18 protein-coding genes and 1 tRNA gene are annotated in these 18,264 nt (G+C 61.4%); 11 read left to right on the top strand and 8 right to left on the bottom strand.

From position 1 onward, the window contains the following. The first annotated feature begins 40 nt into the window (after positions 1–40). Positions 41–433 (top strand): secondary thiamine-phosphate synthase enzyme YjbQ, encoded by a 393-nt coding sequence (locus IEY38_RS18685; protein WP_005534178.1) that lies wholly within the window; start codon positions 41–43, stop codon positions 431–433. A gap of 23 nt (positions 434–456) precedes the next feature. Here IEY38_RS18685 and IEY38_RS18680 read toward each other — a convergent pair whose 3' ends face one another. Further along, positions 457–2,439, bottom strand: a complete 1,983-nt coding sequence (locus IEY38_RS18680; RefSeq protein WP_188980178.1) for an AMP-dependent synthetase/ligase — start codon at positions 2,437–2,439, stop codon at positions 457–459. A gap of 163 nt (positions 2,440–2,602) precedes the next feature. On the opposite strand from IEY38_RS18680, the gene IEY38_RS18675 reads away from it, so the two are divergent. Continuing rightward, a complete protein-coding gene (locus IEY38_RS18675; protein WP_188980176.1) occupies positions 2,603–2,812 on the top strand; it encodes a hypothetical protein in 210 nt (69 codons plus the stop codon). 104 nt (positions 2,813–2,916) lie between these two features. Here the strand turns inward: IEY38_RS18675 and IEY38_RS18670 are convergent, their stop codons facing one another. The 3 genes from IEY38_RS18670 to IEY38_RS18660 form a co-directional block, all read right to left on the bottom strand. Then, positions 2,917–3,096 (bottom strand): DUF7576 family protein, encoded by a 180-nt coding sequence (locus tag IEY38_RS18670; RefSeq protein WP_170096254.1) that lies wholly within the window; start codon positions 3,094–3,096, stop codon positions 2,917–2,919. 138 nt (positions 3,097–3,234) lie between these two features. Then, a complete protein-coding gene (glmU, locus tag IEY38_RS18665; RefSeq protein WP_188980174.1) occupies positions 3,235–4,416 on the bottom strand; it encodes a bifunctional sugar-1-phosphate nucleotidylyltransferase/acetyltransferase in 1,182 nt (393 codons plus the stop codon). A 110-nt stretch (positions 4,417–4,526) separates the two neighbouring features. Then, positions 4,527–5,765, bottom strand: coding sequence for a DUF4352 domain-containing protein (locus IEY38_RS18660; protein ID WP_188980172.1), 1,239 nt, complete (start codon positions 5,763–5,765; stop codon positions 4,527–4,529). 314 nt (positions 5,766–6,079) lie between these two features. Here IEY38_RS18660 and IEY38_RS18655 point away from each other — a divergent pair, with 314 nt between their 5' ends. Then, on the top strand, positions 6,080–7,468 hold the full coding sequence (locus IEY38_RS18655) for an outer membrane protein assembly factor BamB family protein (RefSeq protein ID WP_188980171.1): 1,389 nt from the start codon (positions 6,080–6,082) through the stop codon (positions 7,466–7,468). Between the two features lie 88 nt (positions 7,469–7,556). Here the strand turns inward: IEY38_RS18655 and IEY38_RS18650 are convergent. Both IEY38_RS18650 and IEY38_RS18645 read right to left on the bottom strand, forming a co-directional pair. Continuing rightward, positions 7,557–7,631, bottom strand: a tRNA-Glu gene (locus IEY38_RS18650). Between the two features lie 155 nt (positions 7,632–7,786). Continuing rightward, a complete protein-coding gene (locus tag IEY38_RS18645) occupies positions 7,787–9,751 on the bottom strand; it encodes a 3-hydroxyacyl-CoA dehydrogenase/enoyl-CoA hydratase family protein (RefSeq protein WP_188980169.1) in 1,965 nt (654 codons plus the stop codon). 113 nt (positions 9,752–9,864) lie between these two features. Here IEY38_RS18645 and IEY38_RS18640 point away from each other — a divergent pair, with 113 nt between their 5' ends. From IEY38_RS18640 to IEY38_RS18630, 3 genes are all read left to right on the top strand, one after another. Then, positions 9,865–11,022, top strand: coding sequence for an acyl-CoA dehydrogenase family protein (locus IEY38_RS18640; RefSeq protein ID WP_188980167.1), 1,158 nt, complete (start codon positions 9,865–9,867; stop codon positions 11,020–11,022). A gap of 307 nt (positions 11,023–11,329) precedes the next feature. Further along, positions 11,330–11,887, top strand: coding sequence for a serine O-acetyltransferase (gene cysE / locus IEY38_RS18635; protein WP_188980165.1), 558 nt, complete (start codon positions 11,330–11,332; stop codon positions 11,885–11,887). Positions 11,888–11,932: 45 nt separating this feature from the next. Then, on the top strand, positions 11,933–12,544 hold the full coding sequence (locus IEY38_RS18630; protein ID WP_188980163.1) for a DNA-3-methyladenine glycosylase family protein: 612 nt from the start codon (positions 11,933–11,935) through the stop codon (positions 12,542–12,544). A 30-nt stretch (positions 12,545–12,574) separates the two neighbouring features. Here the strand turns inward: IEY38_RS18630 and IEY38_RS18625 are convergent, their stop codons facing one another. After that, a complete protein-coding gene (locus IEY38_RS18625; RefSeq protein ID WP_188980161.1) occupies positions 12,575–13,927 on the bottom strand; it encodes a RimK family alpha-L-glutamate ligase in 1,353 nt (450 codons plus the stop codon). 114 nt (positions 13,928–14,041) lie between these two features. Between IEY38_RS18625 and IEY38_RS18620 the strand changes: the two genes are divergently transcribed. The 5 genes from IEY38_RS18620 to IEY38_RS18600 all read left to right on the top strand — a co-directional run bounded on the left by IEY38_RS18620 (position 14,042) and on the right by IEY38_RS18600 (position 17,924). Continuing rightward, positions 14,042–15,064, top strand: a complete 1,023-nt coding sequence (locus tag IEY38_RS18620; protein WP_188980159.1) for a succinylglutamate desuccinylase/aspartoacylase family protein — start codon at positions 14,042–14,044, stop codon at positions 15,062–15,064. A gap of 99 nt (positions 15,065–15,163) precedes the next feature. After that, entirely contained in the window at positions 15,164–15,583 is a 420-nt protein-coding gene (sdhC, locus tag IEY38_RS18615; protein WP_005534156.1) for a succinate dehydrogenase, cytochrome b556 subunit, read from the top strand. Continuing rightward, the gene (locus IEY38_RS18610; protein ID WP_004592521.1) at positions 15,583–15,948 is read left to right on the top strand and encodes a succinate dehydrogenase hydrophobic membrane anchor subunit; all 366 of its coding nucleotides are present in this window, start codon (positions 15,583–15,585) and stop codon (positions 15,946–15,948) included. The genes sdhC and IEY38_RS18610 overlap by 1 nt, the downstream gene beginning before the upstream one ends. A 3-nt stretch (positions 15,949–15,951) precedes the next feature. Then, positions 15,952–16,839, top strand: coding sequence for a succinate dehydrogenase/fumarate reductase iron-sulfur subunit (locus IEY38_RS18605; RefSeq protein ID WP_004961005.1), 888 nt, complete (start codon positions 15,952–15,954; stop codon positions 16,837–16,839). Between the two features lie 245 nt (positions 16,840–17,084). Continuing rightward, positions 17,085–17,924: an ABC transporter permease gene (locus tag IEY38_RS18600; protein ID WP_188980157.1), complete on the top strand. Its 840-nt coding sequence runs from the start codon at positions 17,085–17,087 to the stop codon at positions 17,922–17,924. Between the two features lie 137 nt (positions 17,925–18,061). Here the strand turns inward: IEY38_RS18600 and IEY38_RS18595 are convergent, their stop codons facing one another. Beyond that, on the bottom strand, positions 18,062–18,262 hold the full coding sequence (locus IEY38_RS18595; protein WP_229775383.1) for a 2-dehydropantoate 2-reductase: 201 nt from the start codon (positions 18,260–18,262) through the stop codon (positions 18,062–18,064). Positions 18,263–18,264: the final 2 nt, after the last annotated feature.

Below are 18,264 nucleotides of genomic sequence, written 5' to 3'. Positions count from 1 at the left end.
ATGGCCTATCTTCACATAGGTCCGGAGAGTGGCATTCGATATGAACGCAACTCGGTTCACCGTCAAAAGCGACACGCACACAGACGTGATTGATATCACCGACCGGGTTCGGGACGTGATTCCCGAAGACGCCGAAGGGACCTGCACCGTGTTCGTCCGCCACACCACCGCGGGTATCACTGTCAACGAGGCCGAGCCGCGACTGCTCGGCGACCTCAGCGACGCACTCGGCGACCTCGTCTCGGACAGCGGGTGGGACCACGACGAACTGGACGGCAACGCGGATTCACACGTCCGGGCGATGGTCGTCGGGGCGAGCGAGACGATTCCCGTCCGCGACGGGGACCTCGACATGGGGACGTGGCAGTCCGTGCTGTTCGTCGACTGTGACGGGCCACGCGAACGAGCCGTCGACGTGGTCGTCACCGACTGAATCCGGCTGCTGGCGACAGTCAGTCAGGCCGCTTCGACCTGCTGCTGTCCGTATATCTCGGCGAGTTTCTCGCGGTACGCGCTGCGGATGTTGCGGCGCTTCTTTTTCATCGACGGGGTGAGCAAGTCGTTTTCGGCGGTCCACTCCCGGGAGACGAGCGCGAACGACTTGATCCGCTCGACCTGTTCGAGTTCCTCGTTGACCGCGTCGACAGCGGTCTGGACCCACTCGTGGACACGTTCGTCGTCGACCAGTGCTTCTGAATCGTCGGGAAGGTCGACGCCCTCGCTGTCGGCCCACCGGCGGAGTTCCTCGAAATTCGGGACGATTATCGCGCCGACGAACTTCTGGTCGTCGCCGACGACCATGATCTGATCGACCCGATCGCTCGTCGCGAACTGATCTTCGATGGGCTGTGGTGCGACGTTTTTCCCCGTCGAGAGGACGAGCAGCTCCTTCAGGCGGTCGTGATAGATGAGGAATTCGTCGTCGGTACGTTCGACGATGTCGCCGGTGCGGAACCACTGGGTGCCGTCGATTTCCGTGAACGCCCGCGTCGTCGCATCGGGCGCGTTCCAGTACCCCGCCGTGACGTTTGGGCCGTCGACGAGCAGCTCGCCTACGTCGCCAGTGACGTCGTCGAACTCGCTGGCGTCGACAACACCGGTATCGATGTGAACGTCAACTTCGGGCAACGGGGCACCGAGGGTTCCAGGGCGGGTGTCTTCCGGCGGATTCACAGTCAGGACCGGCGACGTTTCCGTGAGGCCGTATCCTTCGAGTATCGTCAGCCCCATGCCGAGGAACGTCTCACAGAGCGTTTTCGAGAGACTGCCACCGCCACTGACCATGAACTCGATGTTCCCGCCGAGCCGTTCTTTGACCGTGCTGTAGACGAGACGGTCCGCGAGTGCATGTTTCGCCGTAAGTATCGGTCCCGGGTCGTCGGTCCGGGCATAGTCGCGGGCCACGTCCATCGACCAGTCGAAAATCCGCTTTTTGAGCGGGGACTCGCTGGCCTGCGTTCGCATATTGTCGAAAATCCGCTCGTAGACCCGTGGAACGCTCAGCCCGGTCATCGGTTTGACAGTCTGGAGGTCGTCGGCCAGCGTATCCGGGCTTTCGGCGTAGCTCACAGCCGCGCCGGAGGCGTACATGAGGAAATGACCCGCGAGGCGCTCAAACACGTGTGCTAGCGGGAGGAACGCTATCGAACGCGTCTCGGGGGTAACGGTCGGCAGGTGCGACGGCTTGTCGGGTCGTGGCCCCATTCGCCTGCGCGTCTGATTGACATTCGCCCGGAAGTTGCGGTGGGTGAGCCGGACCCCTTTCGGCTGGCCCGTCGTCCCGGAGGTGTAGATGAGGCTCGCCAGGTCGTCGGGATCGCGTTCGTCCAGCCAGGACTGGTACGCCGTCTCGCTGAACGTCTCCTCGCCGCGCCGATACACCGTATTGAGTGTGTACACGTCTTCGCGGTCCACGTCAGTGTCGTCCATGACGACGATGAACGAGAGGGACAGGTCCTCCTCGACAGCCAGGACGCGGTCCAGCATCGCAGCGTTCTCCACGACGACGGCGCTCGCCTCCGGGTCCGACAGCAGATACTGGACCTGCTTCGGCGAGGAATCCGTGTACACAGTCGTCACCACCCCACCCGCAGACAGAATGGCAAAGTCACTCAGCGCCCACTCCATTCGTGTGTTGGACAAGATACCGACGCGAACGTCCGAGCCGACACCGAGGTCACGGAACCCTGCGGCCAGGTATTTGACCAAGTGGTGCATCCGCTCGTAGCTGAGTTCGGCGTAGTCGCCGTCGGGAGCCGCTGGTATCACGTCGTCGGTCAGTGACCGATCGTAAACGCCACCCTTGTACAGTTGGGCCGTCGTCTCGGCGTTCCGGGTCGCGCTTGCAGCAAACATCTCACCCAGCGTGTCGTCGCCGATGACTTCGTCAGTGTACGCTTCCTCGGCCTGACGCCAGTCAGCGTGATTGCCTGCAGTCATGTCATACCGCAGTGTTCACTAGGCCATCCCAAATATGTGCAGGATGTTAACACTCTATTGGTTTGTCGGAGTTGATTCCGTCAACGGTTTTGAAAGAAGGGACGACGACGGGATGGGAAAGTGTCGCACCAAGACTATATCTCGGCCACAGCATAGTCGAACTATGGTCTTCTCGACGGAACCAGCCTGGGATGATGCCGTAGATCAGTTCGTCAAGGCCTACGAGAACGCTATCGTGTACGCGGATATCGATCAGGAGACAGTGTTACACGAGGGAGCGGTTCGGGTCCTCGCAAACGGCTGGGTCGAACTACCTACCGGGCGACTTCTCTCACCGGACGCTGTCCACCACATCGATACGCAGATGAACTGAAACGAAGGTTCGGTTTTAACAGCGGAAGATGCACCCAAACGATCCGAACCGTGAGTGACGCACGGCAAGCGGTCGCCGTCCAGACGACGGGTAGAACAGACGCGTTACTGCCACTCTGTCCGGCAGTCCTCGTTGCAGAAGTGAGCCGTTTCGACGCTGCCGTCCTCTATCCATGTGATAACACGGTGAGTCACTTCGTTGGCGATAGCATCACCGCATGTAGCACACTCCGGTGCCTCGTCCTCGTCGATATCTTCGTGGTGATCTGATGTCGGGTCGACCATCTTAGTTGAGAGTGTCTTTCACGCCACTTAATCCCACATACTTGCACTGAACGTCACGAACATACACGAATGTCGAATCGGTAACAGAATGGCAGTAGCGTGTACGTGAGCCGGACGGACGCCCGCTGTGCAGTCCCGCTATCGGTCCCGGGTAACAGACTCTCCGGGGGTAGTTGTTGCGCCCGATGAGAGCACGACGCCGGCGTTCAGACTGGTGTTGATGGCCGTCTTCGCTCCGTCGCCCGCGACGACGCCGAACTTCCGCCGGCCCGTCGAGACACGGTCGCCTTTCACCGTCATCCGGACCGGATCGCCGTCGTGGCGGAGGTTCGCCACCTGCGTTCCCGCACCGAAGTTGACCTCACGACCGATGACGCTGTCACCCACGTAAGAGACGTGCGGAACGTTGGAATCGGCCATCAACACCGTGTTCTTGAGTTCGACCCCGTGGCCAACGTGGGTGTCCTCCCCAAGAAGGGTCGCGCCCCGGACGTATGCGTTCGGTCCCACGTGTGCGCCCGATCGGACCAGCGCTGGCCCCTCGATGACGACGCCGGGTTCGACGACCGCGCCCTCCTCGACGACGACTTCGCCGCGCAGGTCAGCATCGCCCCGGACCTCCCCGTCGAGTCGTCGGTCCAGTTGCCCCAGTTTCCACTCGTTGGCTGCCAGTAGCTCCCAGGGCCGGCCCACGTCCAGCCAGCGGTCGACTTCGACGGCAGTGACCGTCGCCTCCTGGATAACTCTCGCAAGCACGTCCGTGATTTCGCGCTCCCCGCGGTCGCTCAGCGGCACGTCAAGCCAGTCCCGTGCCTCGGCTGGGAAGACGTACGCCCCGGCGTTTGCCAGCTCCGTTGGCGGCTCGTCTGGCTTCTCGACGATGTCGGTGACGGCACCCCCGTCTGTCGACAGCACGCCGTAGCTCGTTGGGTCGTCGACGCGATAGGCAGCGACCGACGGCGCGGCATCGAAAAGGCCACTGAGACTCTCAGCGTCGTAGAGGTTGTCGCCGTTGAGGACTGCGAATGGGCCATCGAGGTGGTCCTTCGCGGCTGCCACCGCGTCGGCAGTCCCCAGTTGCTCCTCTTGGACGGCAAAGCTGACCGGGACGCCACTGTACTCGTCCCCGAAGTACGAGCGGACCGCCTCGGCCTCGTAGCCGACGACGAAGATGAGTTCGTCGGCCCCTGCCTGGATCGCCGTATCGGCGGTGTGTGCCACCAGCGGCCGGTCAGCGACCGGGAGCATCGGCTTCGGTGTGTTGTCTGTCAACGGCCGCATACGCGTCCCCTGCCCCGCTGCGAGTACGACTGCTTGCATGGTCTACCCGTCGCTCGGCCCCGGAAAATACCTACCGCTGTTGACGCGATAGGGAAACGGGAGACACAGAAGTTACCTAGATGAGGTTGTGGGCGAAGTCGTACCTACACCTATTCCACGGCCACGAACGTCCACTCCGCGCCGAATGGGGTCGTTCGGTAGTCCCACCGCCTGTCTGAATCCGGTTCCGTCACCAGTTCGATGGTTCTGGTTTCGCCAGCGGGAATCCGCTGTGTGTAGGGTCCATCAGAGTCGATATACCACGTATCTGCGGAATAGCCAGCGAATACGCCCGGATCGTCTGGCGTCTTGAACTCAAGGATGGACTTGAACACCCCCGCGCTGTCACCGACGTTTTCGACCTCCATCTCAACGATTGCTTCATCGCCTGTAACGTCTTCCGGCGGAACATCGATGTTCGCCATTTCGAACTCTGGGAAGCCACCGGGTGACTGAAGCGGGATTTCGATATCAGCGACCGCACTCCCTTCTGCGAGGTTTATTCCGAGTGTGAGGTCGTCGACGTTGGCCTTCGGGACAGCGTAAATCAGATGGCCGCTGTAGGTCTGCCCCGGATTGATGTTCTCCCCGACTGCGTTCGTTCCGTCACGACTTGCAGCCGACTGGCTCACGAAGCTCGATTCGGGGACGACAAAGTCGTCTTTCGATACTGTCTGGGCCTCGCCTGTTCCGTTCTCAAGCGTAACGCTCAGAATCAGCAGGATGTTATCTGAGACCGTTTCGCGAATGGCATGTGCGGTGTTGTCGCCCAAAGTCCGTTCGCCAGCGGGGAGCTCGTAGGTTATCATCTGTTCGTAGGTCATATCAGACACTGTGGCCTGGACCCCACTGGCAAGCTCAATGCTTTCCCCAGTGCTCCCCTGCTTCGGGAGGACAGACACAGTTGACGTGACTGTATCGTCGACAGCATAGAAGTCGGAGGACGCTTCAAACGCCCACGCTCCGGCATACTCGGCGTCAACACGATAGCTATGCGAAACTTCTTCGCCGGACGCCAGTCCATCAGCGTTGACTGTGACTGTCTGTGGCTCAGTGTTAGCTGATTCTGAGTGAACGAACTCTATGGTCGCATCCCCGGAGATCGGCTCACCACCGACGTTGACGGCGGTCACGTCACCCTCGATGGTATCACCGAACGCGACCTCTTTTGGCCCACTCACGGAGAGCAGTTTCAGCCGCGCTGGTGCCTCCTGATCTACTTCGTACGTTGGTTCTGGTGTTGGCGTGGACTCACTGCTTCCGTCACCGCCGTCGCTACCACTACATCCTGCAAGGCTGAGTGCAGCGATGCTGCTTCCGATCGTACTCACGTATGTTCGTCGGTCCATGTACTACTCGCTTTATATACGTGTACAAATATGTTTTCTTTTATCCATATAATTGTCAAAGATGAATGTATAACATCTTATTATTCAACACAGGTTCTTGTAGGTCCATTCGATCGAATCGACTGCCAGGATAGCGGATACCACTGGTTGCCCCACAAACAGGAGTCTGACAGTTGGGCGGTCGTTCGCAGATCTGTTCGAAATACGGTACTGAGTCCGGTGTCGGTAGTCATTGGTCTACGGTACAGCACCCAAATAAAGTAGTGGCACAATCGACACGAAACTTATCCCGGAGCGAGAGCCAGCCCGTCATAATGAAATCCCGACGGACGTTTCTGGTCGCGTTCGGGGCCGCGCTCGCTGGCTGCGCTGGTCTCGATGGCAGCCAGACCGCGACGCCGGAGTCAGCAACCCCGACGGGCACAACAACGCGGTCCGACCAACGTGCTGAGACAGCGATGGACCAGCGGACGGCAAGCGACAAGCGTCCCGACCCGCCGGAGGGTGACGCAGTCCGGTGGACGTACCAGACGAACGGCTCGATGGCGGGGCAGTGGGCTCATTACGGGATGAATCGGCCGGTCGTGCGGGATGGGATAGTGTACGCCGTCGGTGGGAGCAACGATCGAGGAACCCCACCCCAAGAACGCATGCAACCGCCCAGAAGTCAGAACGTCTACGCAGTCGGCACCGACGGAACACAGCAGTGGCGCTACGCGGCGAACAAGAGCGTGCCCGTAGTAGCTCCCACAGCCAACGGGGTGTACGCTATCGTCGGCTGGAACACGAGAATGCTGGGAATTGGTCAGCAACTGGTTCGCCTAGAGAACGGCGAGTTACAGTGGGAGACGGAACCACGGGATAGATATCTGTCCATTCTCGGAACCGCCGACGGGACAGCCATCGTAAGCACACACGACGATGAGATCAGCCGTGCCGGAGAGTCACTGTTTGCTGTCACCGCTGATAGCGGAAGGCGGTTCGAACGTGAAACGGGAGATATCCGCAAAGCGGTGGTACAGAACGGAACAGTGTACGCCCATGAGGGGCCCGACCGCACCAGTGCGTTCGACACAACAGACGGCACGCGTCGCTGGTCCTCCCCAGGACGCCTGCTGGGAGACCCGCCAGCGCACTACGGAGATTCGCTGTACGTCAGAGAGGAAACGGATTCGGGTGAGCCTACACTCGCTGCGATAGACGAATCGACAGGGGATTCCAGCTGGCAATATCGGGAGGGGAAAGCCACTGAGGACGGCTTCAATGTGACGGGCGCAGTCGAACGCGATGGGACGGTATACGCGACAGAGTTCGGCGGACGCCTAGTTGCGCTCCAGTCAGCGGACGGGACCGAACAGTGGCGGTACCCGACAGCGGATGACACGAGAGGTCCGCCGGTCGTCGCCAACGATACAGTGTGCGTTCCTGTTGGTAAGACGACAGTCCATGCCGTTGACCGAATTGCCGGAGAGCGCGTCTGGAGTCACTCCTTCAAGCGGTCGCTACGAGAGATGCAGACGACATCCGATGCGGTTGTGTGCTGGACGCAGGGTGCCGATGCCGCTGGCGTACACGCGCTTTCCTTCGACGGCGACCCGATGTGGCGCGCTATCATTCAGGGAACAACGACTGCCCCAACGGTCACGGAGTCCGGAACGTATATTGGAACACGGAGCGGCTACATCCTGAAACTTGGAGAGTGAGCCCGCTACGTACCGTTTCTGTACAGAAGCATGCTATACAGAACGGCGGCGAACGCCGTTGCTCGCGGAGTAGTTCGCGACAGTAATGTGCTCGGTCAGGGATTTGAACCCTGGTCCTCGGCTCGAAAGGCCAAGATGATTGGCCGGACTACACCAACCGAGCGTACTCAGTCGTTCCGGGTGGACCAATTTAACCCCATCGAAATAGACGCTACCTGAGGATGCGTACCACAGGCGTGCTACTACGGAGAGCAGACCGCCTCCATGACGTATCCACGAAAAAGATGCTCCGTATTTGCCTGGCGGCCGAGTCCGCTATTACTTCCCTTCGAAGTCCGGCTCCCCGTCGCCCATGAACGCGTTGATGCCCTCCATCACGTCGTCGGTGCCGATGAGGTGGCCGAAGGCCTGCGATTCGACTTCGAGGCCAGCATCGATGTCGTCGCGGCCGGCGAGCATCGCGCGCTTGGTGAGTTTCTGTGCGACCGGCGGGCCGGCGGCCATGTCTGTGGCCATCTCCAGCGCCCGCTCGTGGAGGGCGTCGTTGTCGACGACCTCGTTAATGAAGCCGTACTCGGCCATCTCGTCGGCGTCGTAACGGTCACCGGTGAAGATAATCTCCTTGGCGCGGCCTTCGCCGACGATGCGGGCGAGGCGTTGCGTGCCGCCCCAGCCCGGCAGCAGGCCGAGGTTGTGTTCGGGCTGACCCAGTTCGGAGCGTTCCGAGGCCACGCGGAGGTCGGCACAGGTCGCCAGTTCCATCCCGCCGCCCAGCGCGTAGCCGTCGATGCCGGCGACGACCGGCATCGAACATTCTTCGAGCTTCCCGAAGGTTTGCTGGCCCTTGCGGGAGAGTTCAATAGCGTCCAGCGGCGTCGCGTTGGAGGCCATCGCCTGCACGTCGGCCCCAGCGGAGAATGCCTTGTCGCCGGCCCCGGTCAGCAGGATGGCACGCACCTCGTCGTCGTCTTCGAGCAGGTCGACGGCGTCGGCGAGGTCGTCCATCAGTTCCGGGCTGACGGTGTTCATCCGATGCGGGCGGTCGAGTTCGATGTGACCGACCATGTCACCGGGGTATTCGACGGTGACGTTGTCGAACTCCGCCGGCGCGTCGTCCTCGGTGCTGTAGAAGCCACCTTCCGCCGCGGCCTCTCGGAGACCGTCGGAGACGGCGTAGCGCTCTGCGCCGGTCGCCTCGTGGGTTTCTTCGAGTGTATCGACGAGCGTCTCAAGGCCGGTCTTATCGGCGATCTTCGCAGGACCGTCCGGGAAGCCACCGCCAAGCTGGACAGCCTGATCGATGTCCGCGACGGGAGCGACGTCGTTCTCGACGAGCTTCCCGACCTCGTTTGCCATCACGGCGACGAGGCGGTGCTCAACGTCTTCGCGGCCGGCGTCGGTCGGAATGTCGACGCCGCCGTTCTCGTAGTCGTAGAAGCCTTTGCCGGTCTTCTTCCCGAGTTCCTCGTTCTCTACTTTCTCTTCGAGCAACGGACACGGGGCGTAGGGCTCGCCCAGCACTTCATGCATATATTCGAGGACGTGGAGGCCGACGTCGTTACCAACCTGATCTGAGAGTTCGAACGACCCCATCGGCAGGCCCATGTCGAACTTCGTCGTCGAGTCGACCTCGGCGATAGTCGCCTCATCGTTGTGGACGAGCCACGCGGCCTCGTTCATCAGCGGGACGAGGATGCGGTTGACGATGAAGCCCGGCGAGTCCTTGCGGACGCGGACCGGCGTTTTGCCGAAGTCCTCCGCAAGCGCCTCGATAGCGTCCAGCGTGTCGTCGCCCGAGTGTGCGCCGGAGATTACCTCGACCAGTTGCATCCGCACGGGCGGGTTGAAGAAGTGCATCCCACAGAACTGCTCGGGCCGTTCGGTCACTTCCGACAGTTCCGTGATGGAGAGGCTGGACGTGTTCGTGGCGAAGATGGCGTCTTCGGGCGCGTGTGCTTCGACCTCTGTGTACACGTCTTTCTTGATCTCCATTTTCTCCGGCACAGCCTCGATGACTACGTCGACGTCGCTGACCGCTTCCTCGACATCGACAAGCGGCGTCACACGGTCAAGTGCCGCATCAGCCTCGTCCTGCGTGAGCTGGTCTCTTTCGGCCAGCTTGTTCAGCGACCATTCGATGTTGTCGTAGCCGTCCTCGACGAACTCGTCTTTGATGTCCCGCATCCGCACGTCGTAGCCTGCGAGCGCGGCCACTTCGGTGATTCCATGACCCATGTTTCCGGCACCGAGCACGGCGATATTGTCAATATCCTCGAAATCCATGACATATCGTTCCACTGCCGGCCGAGGCTTCAACGTTTCTCTCGTTAGAAAACCACTCTCAAGTTTATTTCGGATTACAAACCATTAATGCATATCACGTCAACACACCACATATGGACTTCGAACTGACGAAAGAGCAGCGGCAAATAAAGGACGAGATCGCCCGGTTCGCCGAAAACGAAATCAAGCCCGTCGCGACCGAGTACGACACCGAAGAGAAGTTCCCCAAGGAAATCGTCGAGAAGGCCGCCGAGATGGGGCTGACAGGCGCGAACATTCCGATGGAGTACGGCGGAGCAGGCTACAATACACTGACGAACGCTATCATCGCCGAGGAACTGTTCGCGGCCGATCCCGGTATCGGTTTGAGCATCCAGTCGGCCGCCTTCGGTGCTGACGCCCTCATCAGGTTCGGCTCGGAGGCCCAGAAGGAGGAGTACCTCGAACCCGTCGCGACGGGCGACGCCATCATGGGCGCGGCCATCTCCGAGCCCGACACCGGCTCGGACGTGTCGTCGGTGTCGACACAGGCGCGAAAGGAGGGCGACGAGTGGGTCATCAACGGCAACAAGATGTGGATCACCAACGGCTCCGTCGGCGACTACTTCGTCGTCCTCTGTGAAACTGACCCGGATGCGGAGGGACGGTACAACGGCTTCTCACAGATTCTCGTCGAGTCCGACCGCGACGGATTCGAAGCCGAGAAGATCACGGGGAAGCTCGGTATCCGTGCATCGGACACGGCAGAACTCATCCTCAACGACGTGCGCGTCCCCGAGGACAACCTTGTGGGAACGCGGGGGGCCGGCTTCCTCCAGATAATGCAGTTCTTCGACGAGACCCGGACAGGCGTGGCCGCACAGGGCGTCGGTATCGCTCGTGGGGCCGCCGAGCGCGCTCTCGAATACGCTCAGGACCGCGAGCAGTTCGGCCAGTCCATCTCGGAGTTCCAGGCCATCCAGCACAAGCTCGCCGAGATGTTCACCGAAATCGAGGCGGCACGGCAGCTCACCCACAAGTCCGCCTGGAGCGTCGACAACGACGCCGACAAGCTCACGCAGTTGGCGTCGATGGCCAAGGAAAAAGCCTCCCGCGTCGCCGTCGAGACCGCCGACGAAGCCGTCCAGATCCACGGCGGCGCCGGCTACGTCAACGATTTCGACGTCGAGCGGTTCTACCGCGACGCGAAGATCACCCAGATCTACGAGGGGACAACCGAGATCCAGAGGAACATCATCGCCCGAGAACTGCTCGGGAAGGGCATGACTTGAACAGGCCCCGGTTGTCGGCGTTTGACAGTCCTTCGCCCGCCTCACCGACCCGGGTGGCTGCGTCTCACGTGCGTGGGCTCGCTGGAGGGTGAATATGGTCGAACCACTGCTTTTTAACCGAGCGAGCGACGTAGTTGGAGCAACGATGGGCGACCGAGTCTCATGCCCCGCTATTCGCCCGCTTCGGACCGTGATCAGTTGCTGCTCTCCCCGTCGCTGTTGTCCTCCTCAGTAACTTCTGTCCGGTGATTCGGACCGCGACCGACTGTCTCGTGCGCAGACGATACGCCATCACTACAACACACCAATGTTCGACCGACTGAAAGCGGATATCCGTACAGCACTCACAAAGGACCCGGCGGCGACCAGTGCCATGGAGGTCGCGCTCACGTACCCCGGCCTGCACGCGATCTGGGCCTACCGCATCGCCCACTGGCTCTGGACGAACGACCGGAGGTTACTCGCCAGGCTCATCTCCCACGTCACGCGGTTCCTGACAGGCGTCGAGATCCATCCCGCCGCGGAGATCGGCGAGCGGGTGTTCATCGACCATGGGATGGGTATCGTCATCGGCGAGACGGCCGAGATCGGCGACGACGTGCTCCTGTATCACGGTGTCACCCTCGGTGGCACGTCCATGCGTCGGGAGAAGCGCCACCCGACGGTCGAAGACGGCGCGACCGTCGGTGCTGACGCCTCGATAATGGGACCGATAACGGTCGGAGAGAACGCATCCGTCGGCGCTGGCGCTGTCGTCGTCGATGACGTGGCCCCAGAGACGACGGTCGTCGGCAACCCAGCCGAACCGGTCGGCGCGGCCGGCATCGCCTCACCGAATCCCGACCCCATCATCGCCGACGGCTAACAGCGACAGACACGTTCTTTTCCGTCGAGTCAGTACCACAGAGCGATGAGTGACTCGCCACACGAGTTGTTACGCGCAGACCCCGATATCGGGCCGCTGGTCGAGACCCACGGCGAACTCACGCTTGACCCCGCGTCGGACCTCTTCGAGCGGCTCGTCGTCTCGATTCTCCGCCAGCAGGTGTCGATGGCGTCGGCCGCCGCGACACGGGAGCGGCTGTTCGACGCCGTCACCGTGACACCGGCAGGCATCAGAGACGCTGACGACGAAGTGCTCCGGGATGCCGGCCTCTCGCGGCAGAAGACCCGCTACGTCAACGAGGTCGCCGATGCGTTTCTGGAACACGGCTACTCGCTGGACACGTTCGAGGACGCCGCTGATGAGGAAATCCACGAGGAACTGACTGCCATCACGGGCGTCGGCGACTGGACAGCGAACATGCAGCTGCTGTTCGCGTTCGGCCGCGAGGACGTGTTCCCGGTCGGCGACCTCGGCATCCGGAAGGGGTTCGAAGCCGTCGTCGGCGAGGGGTACAGCCGCGCGGAGATGCGCGAGTACGCCGAGCGGTGGTCGCCGTATCGGAGCTACGCGAGCCTGTATCTGTGGCAGGCTAGCGAGGATATCGCCGAGAGCATCGCGGAAGTGAACGAAGACTGAACCGGGCCGGAAGCTGGTACTGGCGCGCCGTTACTCTTCGCTCTGTTCCTCTTCCTCGGTGTCCACTTCCGATTCGTCGTCCGCGCGGCGGTTCACGTCGACCTGGTAGTGTTTGAGGATGTCCCGTCCCAGCAACAGCGGGTAGTCCATGTGCCCGCGGTCTTCGACGCTGGCAGTGACGGTGTGCTGGGTCCCGCCAACGCCGACGACGAGGTCGACAACTGGGCGCGAGCGGCCGGACTTGAGGCTCCCGGATTTGATCTTCACGATGTCGAGAATCGGCCCCGTTCCGATTTCTGCGGCGAGTTTGGCGTCGATACTGGTTCTGGTCGCACCGGTGTCTGACTTCGCGAGAACGGACTTTGTCCCCTGCGTTCCGGTGACGACGACCTCCTCGATGTAGCCCACGACGACGTTTTTCTGCGCTTGCGGCTGTGGCTTCTTCGGCGTACACGCGGGCTTGGAGTCGTCGAGTCGGTCGGAGAGCCGTTCGACAGTTTCATCGTCGACGCTCCCGCCGGCCCGCTCGATGGCGAGCTGAGCGATGTAGGGGGCGGGGCTGACGCCGCTAGCCTTGAACAGGCCGCGGAACCCGGCAGTGGGGTTCACTTCGAGCACGTAGTAGCCGTCATCGCTCTGGACGATATCGACACCGGCGTAGTCCAGTCCGATGGCGTCGACTGAGTCGAGCGCGATCTCTCTGGCGCGCTCGGGGAGTTCGCCCGTCATGTCCTCGACCTCGCCGCCGAGCGCGACGTTCGTCCGCCACTCGCCATCGGGCGCGTAGCGGTTCATCGCCCCGACGATCTGGTCGCCGACGACGTACACACGGAGATCGTGGTGGCGTTTCTCGTCGTGTTCCATGTACTCCTGTAGGAACGCGTAGCGACCGCCGACTTGTGCGTTGACCTGATTTTCCAGATCAACCATCCACGTTCCGCCGCCGTGGGTGCCGATGGCCGTCTTGTACACCGCGCGGTCACCAAAGCGGTCCCGCTCCTCGTTCAGTATATCGCTCGACAGAGCGAGCAACGCATCCGGCACCGGGACGCCAGCGTCAGCCAGCGCGGCAGCGCTCGAAAACTTGTGTAAGGCCGTCGTCGCAGCCATCGGCTCGTTCAACGTCGGTGCGAGCCGGCTGATAGTCATCCCGAGCCCGATTCCCTCCGCGGGATGTTCGCTGCTGGAGAGCAACAGCCGATTCGCGACCACGTCGACGTCGGGTTCGAGCGTCATCTCGCCGTCGGCAACGCTAATTGCGGTGTTTTCGGTCCGAAGCCACTCCGTCCCGTAGCCCATCTCGTCGACCGCGTTCAGGATGGCCTTCGACTCCTTGCTGGAGTGGAGACTGAGGACGCCCACCGTGAGGTTTTGATCGCTCATGCTGTCGCTTTCTGTCGGCCTCAGTATAGGTGTACGGATATGGCATGCCGTACGGCCCCGACGTGGGACCGCCTCGCCGGAGGGGTTATAGCCGCCGCCTCTTGTTGTGAGTGCATGGGCAAGGCCGAGCCGTTCACCTACGACGGGGGGATCGTTGCGCCGGGCGAGACCCGTAACGTTCGCTACACGGTCAGCGAGACGTATCTGGGGGACGCCGTCCGGATGCCGGTTACCATCGTCAACGGCGAGCGGCCCGGTCCGACAGTGTTTCTCACCGCAGCGGCACACGGTGACGAACTCAACGGCATCGAGGTCGTCCGGGAGGTCGCCCACGAGTGGGACCACGAGGGGCTGGCGGGGACACTGGTCTGTCTCCCGGTGCTGAACGTCCCGGCGTTTCTGGCACAGGAGCGGTACCTGCCGATCTACGACCGGGACCTGAACCGCTCGTTCCCCGGCGATCCCGACTCGACGAGCGCGAAACGGATGGCACACGAGATTTTCCGGAACTTTCTGGCCCCGTGTGACGTGGGCCTCGATTTCCACACCTCCACGCGCGGGCGGACGAACATGCTCCATGTCCGAGCGGACATGGAGGACCCCGAGGTTACGCGGGTCGCAAACGCCTTCGCATCGAACGTCATCATCTCCTCGGAAGGGCCGTCGGGGTCGCTCCGGCGGGAGCTGAGCGATTCGGGCGTCCCAACGATCACGATAGAGATGGGCGAAGCCCACCGGTTCCAGCGGCCGCTCATCGACTCAGCGCTGGAGAGTGTCCGGTCGGTGCTCGCGGAGTTCGGCCTCCGGGACTCCGATACGGTCCGGTGGCCGGGCTGGCGCACGGTCATCGACGACAGCGGCGAAAAGACCTGGATCCGTGCGGACTCGGGCGGCCTCGTGGATATGCACTACGACCGCGGCGACTTGGTGTACGAAGACGACGTGATCTGTACGATCGCGAATCCGTTCAAGACGGAAAATACGTTGATGCGTGCGCCGTTTACCGGCCTGCTGGTCGGAATTCTCGAAAACCCGCTGGTGTATCCCGGGAACCCACTCTGCCATCTGGTCCGACTTGACGACCGGACACAGCGGGCGATCGAGTGGAACCGCCGAACGAACGACGACGATTGGTAACTGTGGAGTAGTCAATTGACGAACGTCTTCGGGCGGGATTCCGGCGATACGCGTCCGTTGTAGAAACTACTATCTGTCCCCGGACTAACCCCCCAGTGTATGAGTCAGTCTTACAATCGCGGCACCGTCGAGGACTTCGGACGGTGGCGGGAGTTCACGGCCGGGATGTGGGCCTGGATCTTCCACAAGTTCACCGGCTGGGTTCTCGTGGGCTACCTGTTCACCCACATCGCGGTGCTGAGCACTTCGGTCGGCGTCGATCCGGCGAGCGCGCAGGCAGGCAGCGACCTCTACACCAGCACGCTCAGCGGCCTCGAATCGCTGCTGATCGTCCGGTTCCTTGAAGTCGGTCTGCTGGCCGTCGCCGTCTTCCACATCCTCAATGGCATCCGACTGCTGATGGTTGACCTCGGCGTGGGCCTTGAATCGCAGGACAAGAGCTTCTACGCGTCGCTGCTGCTGACCGGCGCTATCGTCGTCGCCAGCGTGCCGACGTTCCTCGGGGGGAAGCTAGTCTAATGGCCCAGCACTACTCCTCTTTCGACCGCGGCGGGCGTCGCTGGCTGTTCCAGCGGCTGACAGCAGTGTTCCTCATCGGCGTGCTCGCGTTCCACTTCATGCTATTGCACTTCGTGAACCACGCCTCTGACATCACGTTCCTCGGCACGCAGGCCCGGATGAGTCAGGTCAGCTACTTCGCAACGATGTGGCTGTTCCTCGTCACCGCGACGTTCCACGGCGTCAACGGTGTGTACAACGCGCTGGTCAATCAGGGACTCACCGGTTCCCAGAAAAACGCAGTCAAATACATGCTTGGCATCGCCGGCCTCCTGCTCGTCGTGCAGGGGACCCGCGTGTCGCTGGCCATGACGACCCTCGTCTGAACTATGAGTACGCAAATCGAACAACAGGAAACCGAGACGGAAGCCGACGAGGAGACAGAGCCCGAGGTCGAATCCCCGGGCGATCGTCGGCGCGCACAGCGAGACGAACGACAGGCACAGGAGCAGGCCCAGCGGGAAGTCGAAGAGGAGACACTCGACGACGAAGACACGATCACGCTGAAAGTGTTCCGCTACGACCCCGAAGTCGAGGGGAAGCAGGAACCACGCTTCGACGACTTCCGCGTTCCGTTCCACAAGGGCATGACCATCCTCGATGCCCTCATCTACGCACGCGACCACTACGACTCCTCGCTGACTTTCCGACACTCCTGTCGGCAGGCTGTCTGTGGGTCAGACGCTCTGTTTGTCAACGGACGACAGCGCCTCGGCTGTAAGACGCAGATCTCCGAGCTTGAGGACCCGGTCCGTATCGAGCCGCTGCCCCACCAGGAAGTGGTGAAGGACCTCGTCGTCGACATGGAGCACTTCTACGACCAGATGGAGGCCGTCGAGCCGTACTTCGACGCCGACGAGACGCCGGACGACAAGCTCGAAGAGCAGCGCCAGACCCGGGAGAACCGCGAGAAGGTCAAGATGTCCACGCGGTGTATCTGGTGTGGCGCGTGTATGTCCTCGTGTAACATCGCCGCCGGCGACAACGAGTACCTCGGCCCTGCCGCCATCAACAAGGCGTACCGCTTCGCGATGGACGAACGCGAAGGCGAGAACCGCAAGCAGGAGCGACTCCGTATCATCGAACAGGAACACGGCGTCTGGCGCTGCCAGACCCAGTTCTCCTGTACCGAAGTGTGTCCGAAAGACATCCCGCTGACCGAGCACATCCAGGAACTGAAGCGGGAAGCGGTCAAGAACAACCTCAAGTTCTGGTGAATTCGGGATAGCATTCCTTCTGCAGAAAGCCGCTAGTCGTCAGGTACGCTGCGTCTGTCGCCACCTGTCATTGGTCAGTTGTTTCAAAAGCGTACGCGCTTCCTCCCACGACTTTAGTCGTGGGCTTCCGCGCTGCTTCCGCTGTGACCCAGAGTAGCCTGAGACAGTCACTATAGGGACATGGGCTCACAGTGCGTTCGGGAGCTATCAAGATTTATTGGCATCACTAGACAACTATCCAACAAATGTCCCTCCCTGCGGTCATCAGGAAAGATTTCAACGACGCAATCCGCTCAGGAACGTTCCTCGCTACCACCCTGTTGTTCGTCCTCGTCGCCGGATTCTGGGCGGCGATTCAGCACGTCCCGCTGACGGCTTCAGCGAGCGATGTCCCGACCAGCACGCTGGCGCTGCTCAACAGTATGGGTCAGCCGATGAGTTTCTTTGTCCCACTGCTGGGGTTAGCCATCTCCTATGCCGCTATCGCCGGTGAGCGTGACAGCGGGAGCATCAAGCTCCTGCTCGGCCTGCCGAACTCGCGCCGTGACGTTATTCTCGGGAAGTTCATCGGCCGGTGTGCCGTTTTGACTATCGCTATCCTCAGCGGCTATTTTGTCGTCGCTGTCTTCGCACTGTTCACCTACGAGTCATTTGCGGCCGTCAAATTCGTGCTCTACACCATCTTGACGGTCTTCTACGGTGCGGTCTATGTTGCAATTGGTATCGGCTTCTCGTCGATACTGAAGTCTCAGTACACAGCGGTTATTGGTGCGGGGGGACTGTACATCCTCTTTCAGCTCGGATGGGACGTTGTAACGGCTATTCTGCAGGTCATCACTGTCGGCTACACGCCCCCAGATTCCGGTGCACCTCCGTGGCTGATTGTCGTCCACGCTCTCAACCCGACTGCGGCAGTCGGCTACGCGGCACGGGCGATAATCCCCACGTTCGACGAAATAATGTCCTACCCAGTATCGGCTTCATTCTACCCGCCGAAGTGGGCCGGGTTCGCCATTCTTGGGGGCTGGCTCGTTCTATCACTTGGGTTCGGCTACATTCGGTTCCAGTCGGCGGATATAATGTAACGTTGCACAGTCCGACAACGATGACGGCGTGGTGCGTCCGTTCCCCACTCTGTACTGTCGTGGTCGGGCTCGTCCGTTACTCCCGTCTGGCCGTCGCCAGCGCGAGAATCGCTGTCACGACCTTGTTCACCGGCGCATCACCCCGGCCTCGGCCGGGTCATCGGTCGCCGGAGGTCAACCGCCATATCGCCGTGGATGCTCTCGACCTGCAGCCCATCAGTTTGGAATGCAGCTAGGTGGTCGCCTCTCGCAATGAGGTGGACCTCGTGGCCCGCGTGCGCCAGCCGTGCGCCCAGATAGCCGCCAATACCGCCGGCGCCGAAGATACAGAGTTTCATAC

Origin of the sequence: Haloarcula sebkhae (assembly GCF_014647415.1) — an archaeon.
GTDB classification, from domain to species: domain Archaea; phylum Halobacteriota; class Halobacteria; order Halobacteriales; family Haloarculaceae; genus Haloarcula; species Haloarcula sebkhae.
Note: the sequence above shows the minus strand (reverse complement) of the source record. Positions and strands in the feature narration are given on the sequence as shown.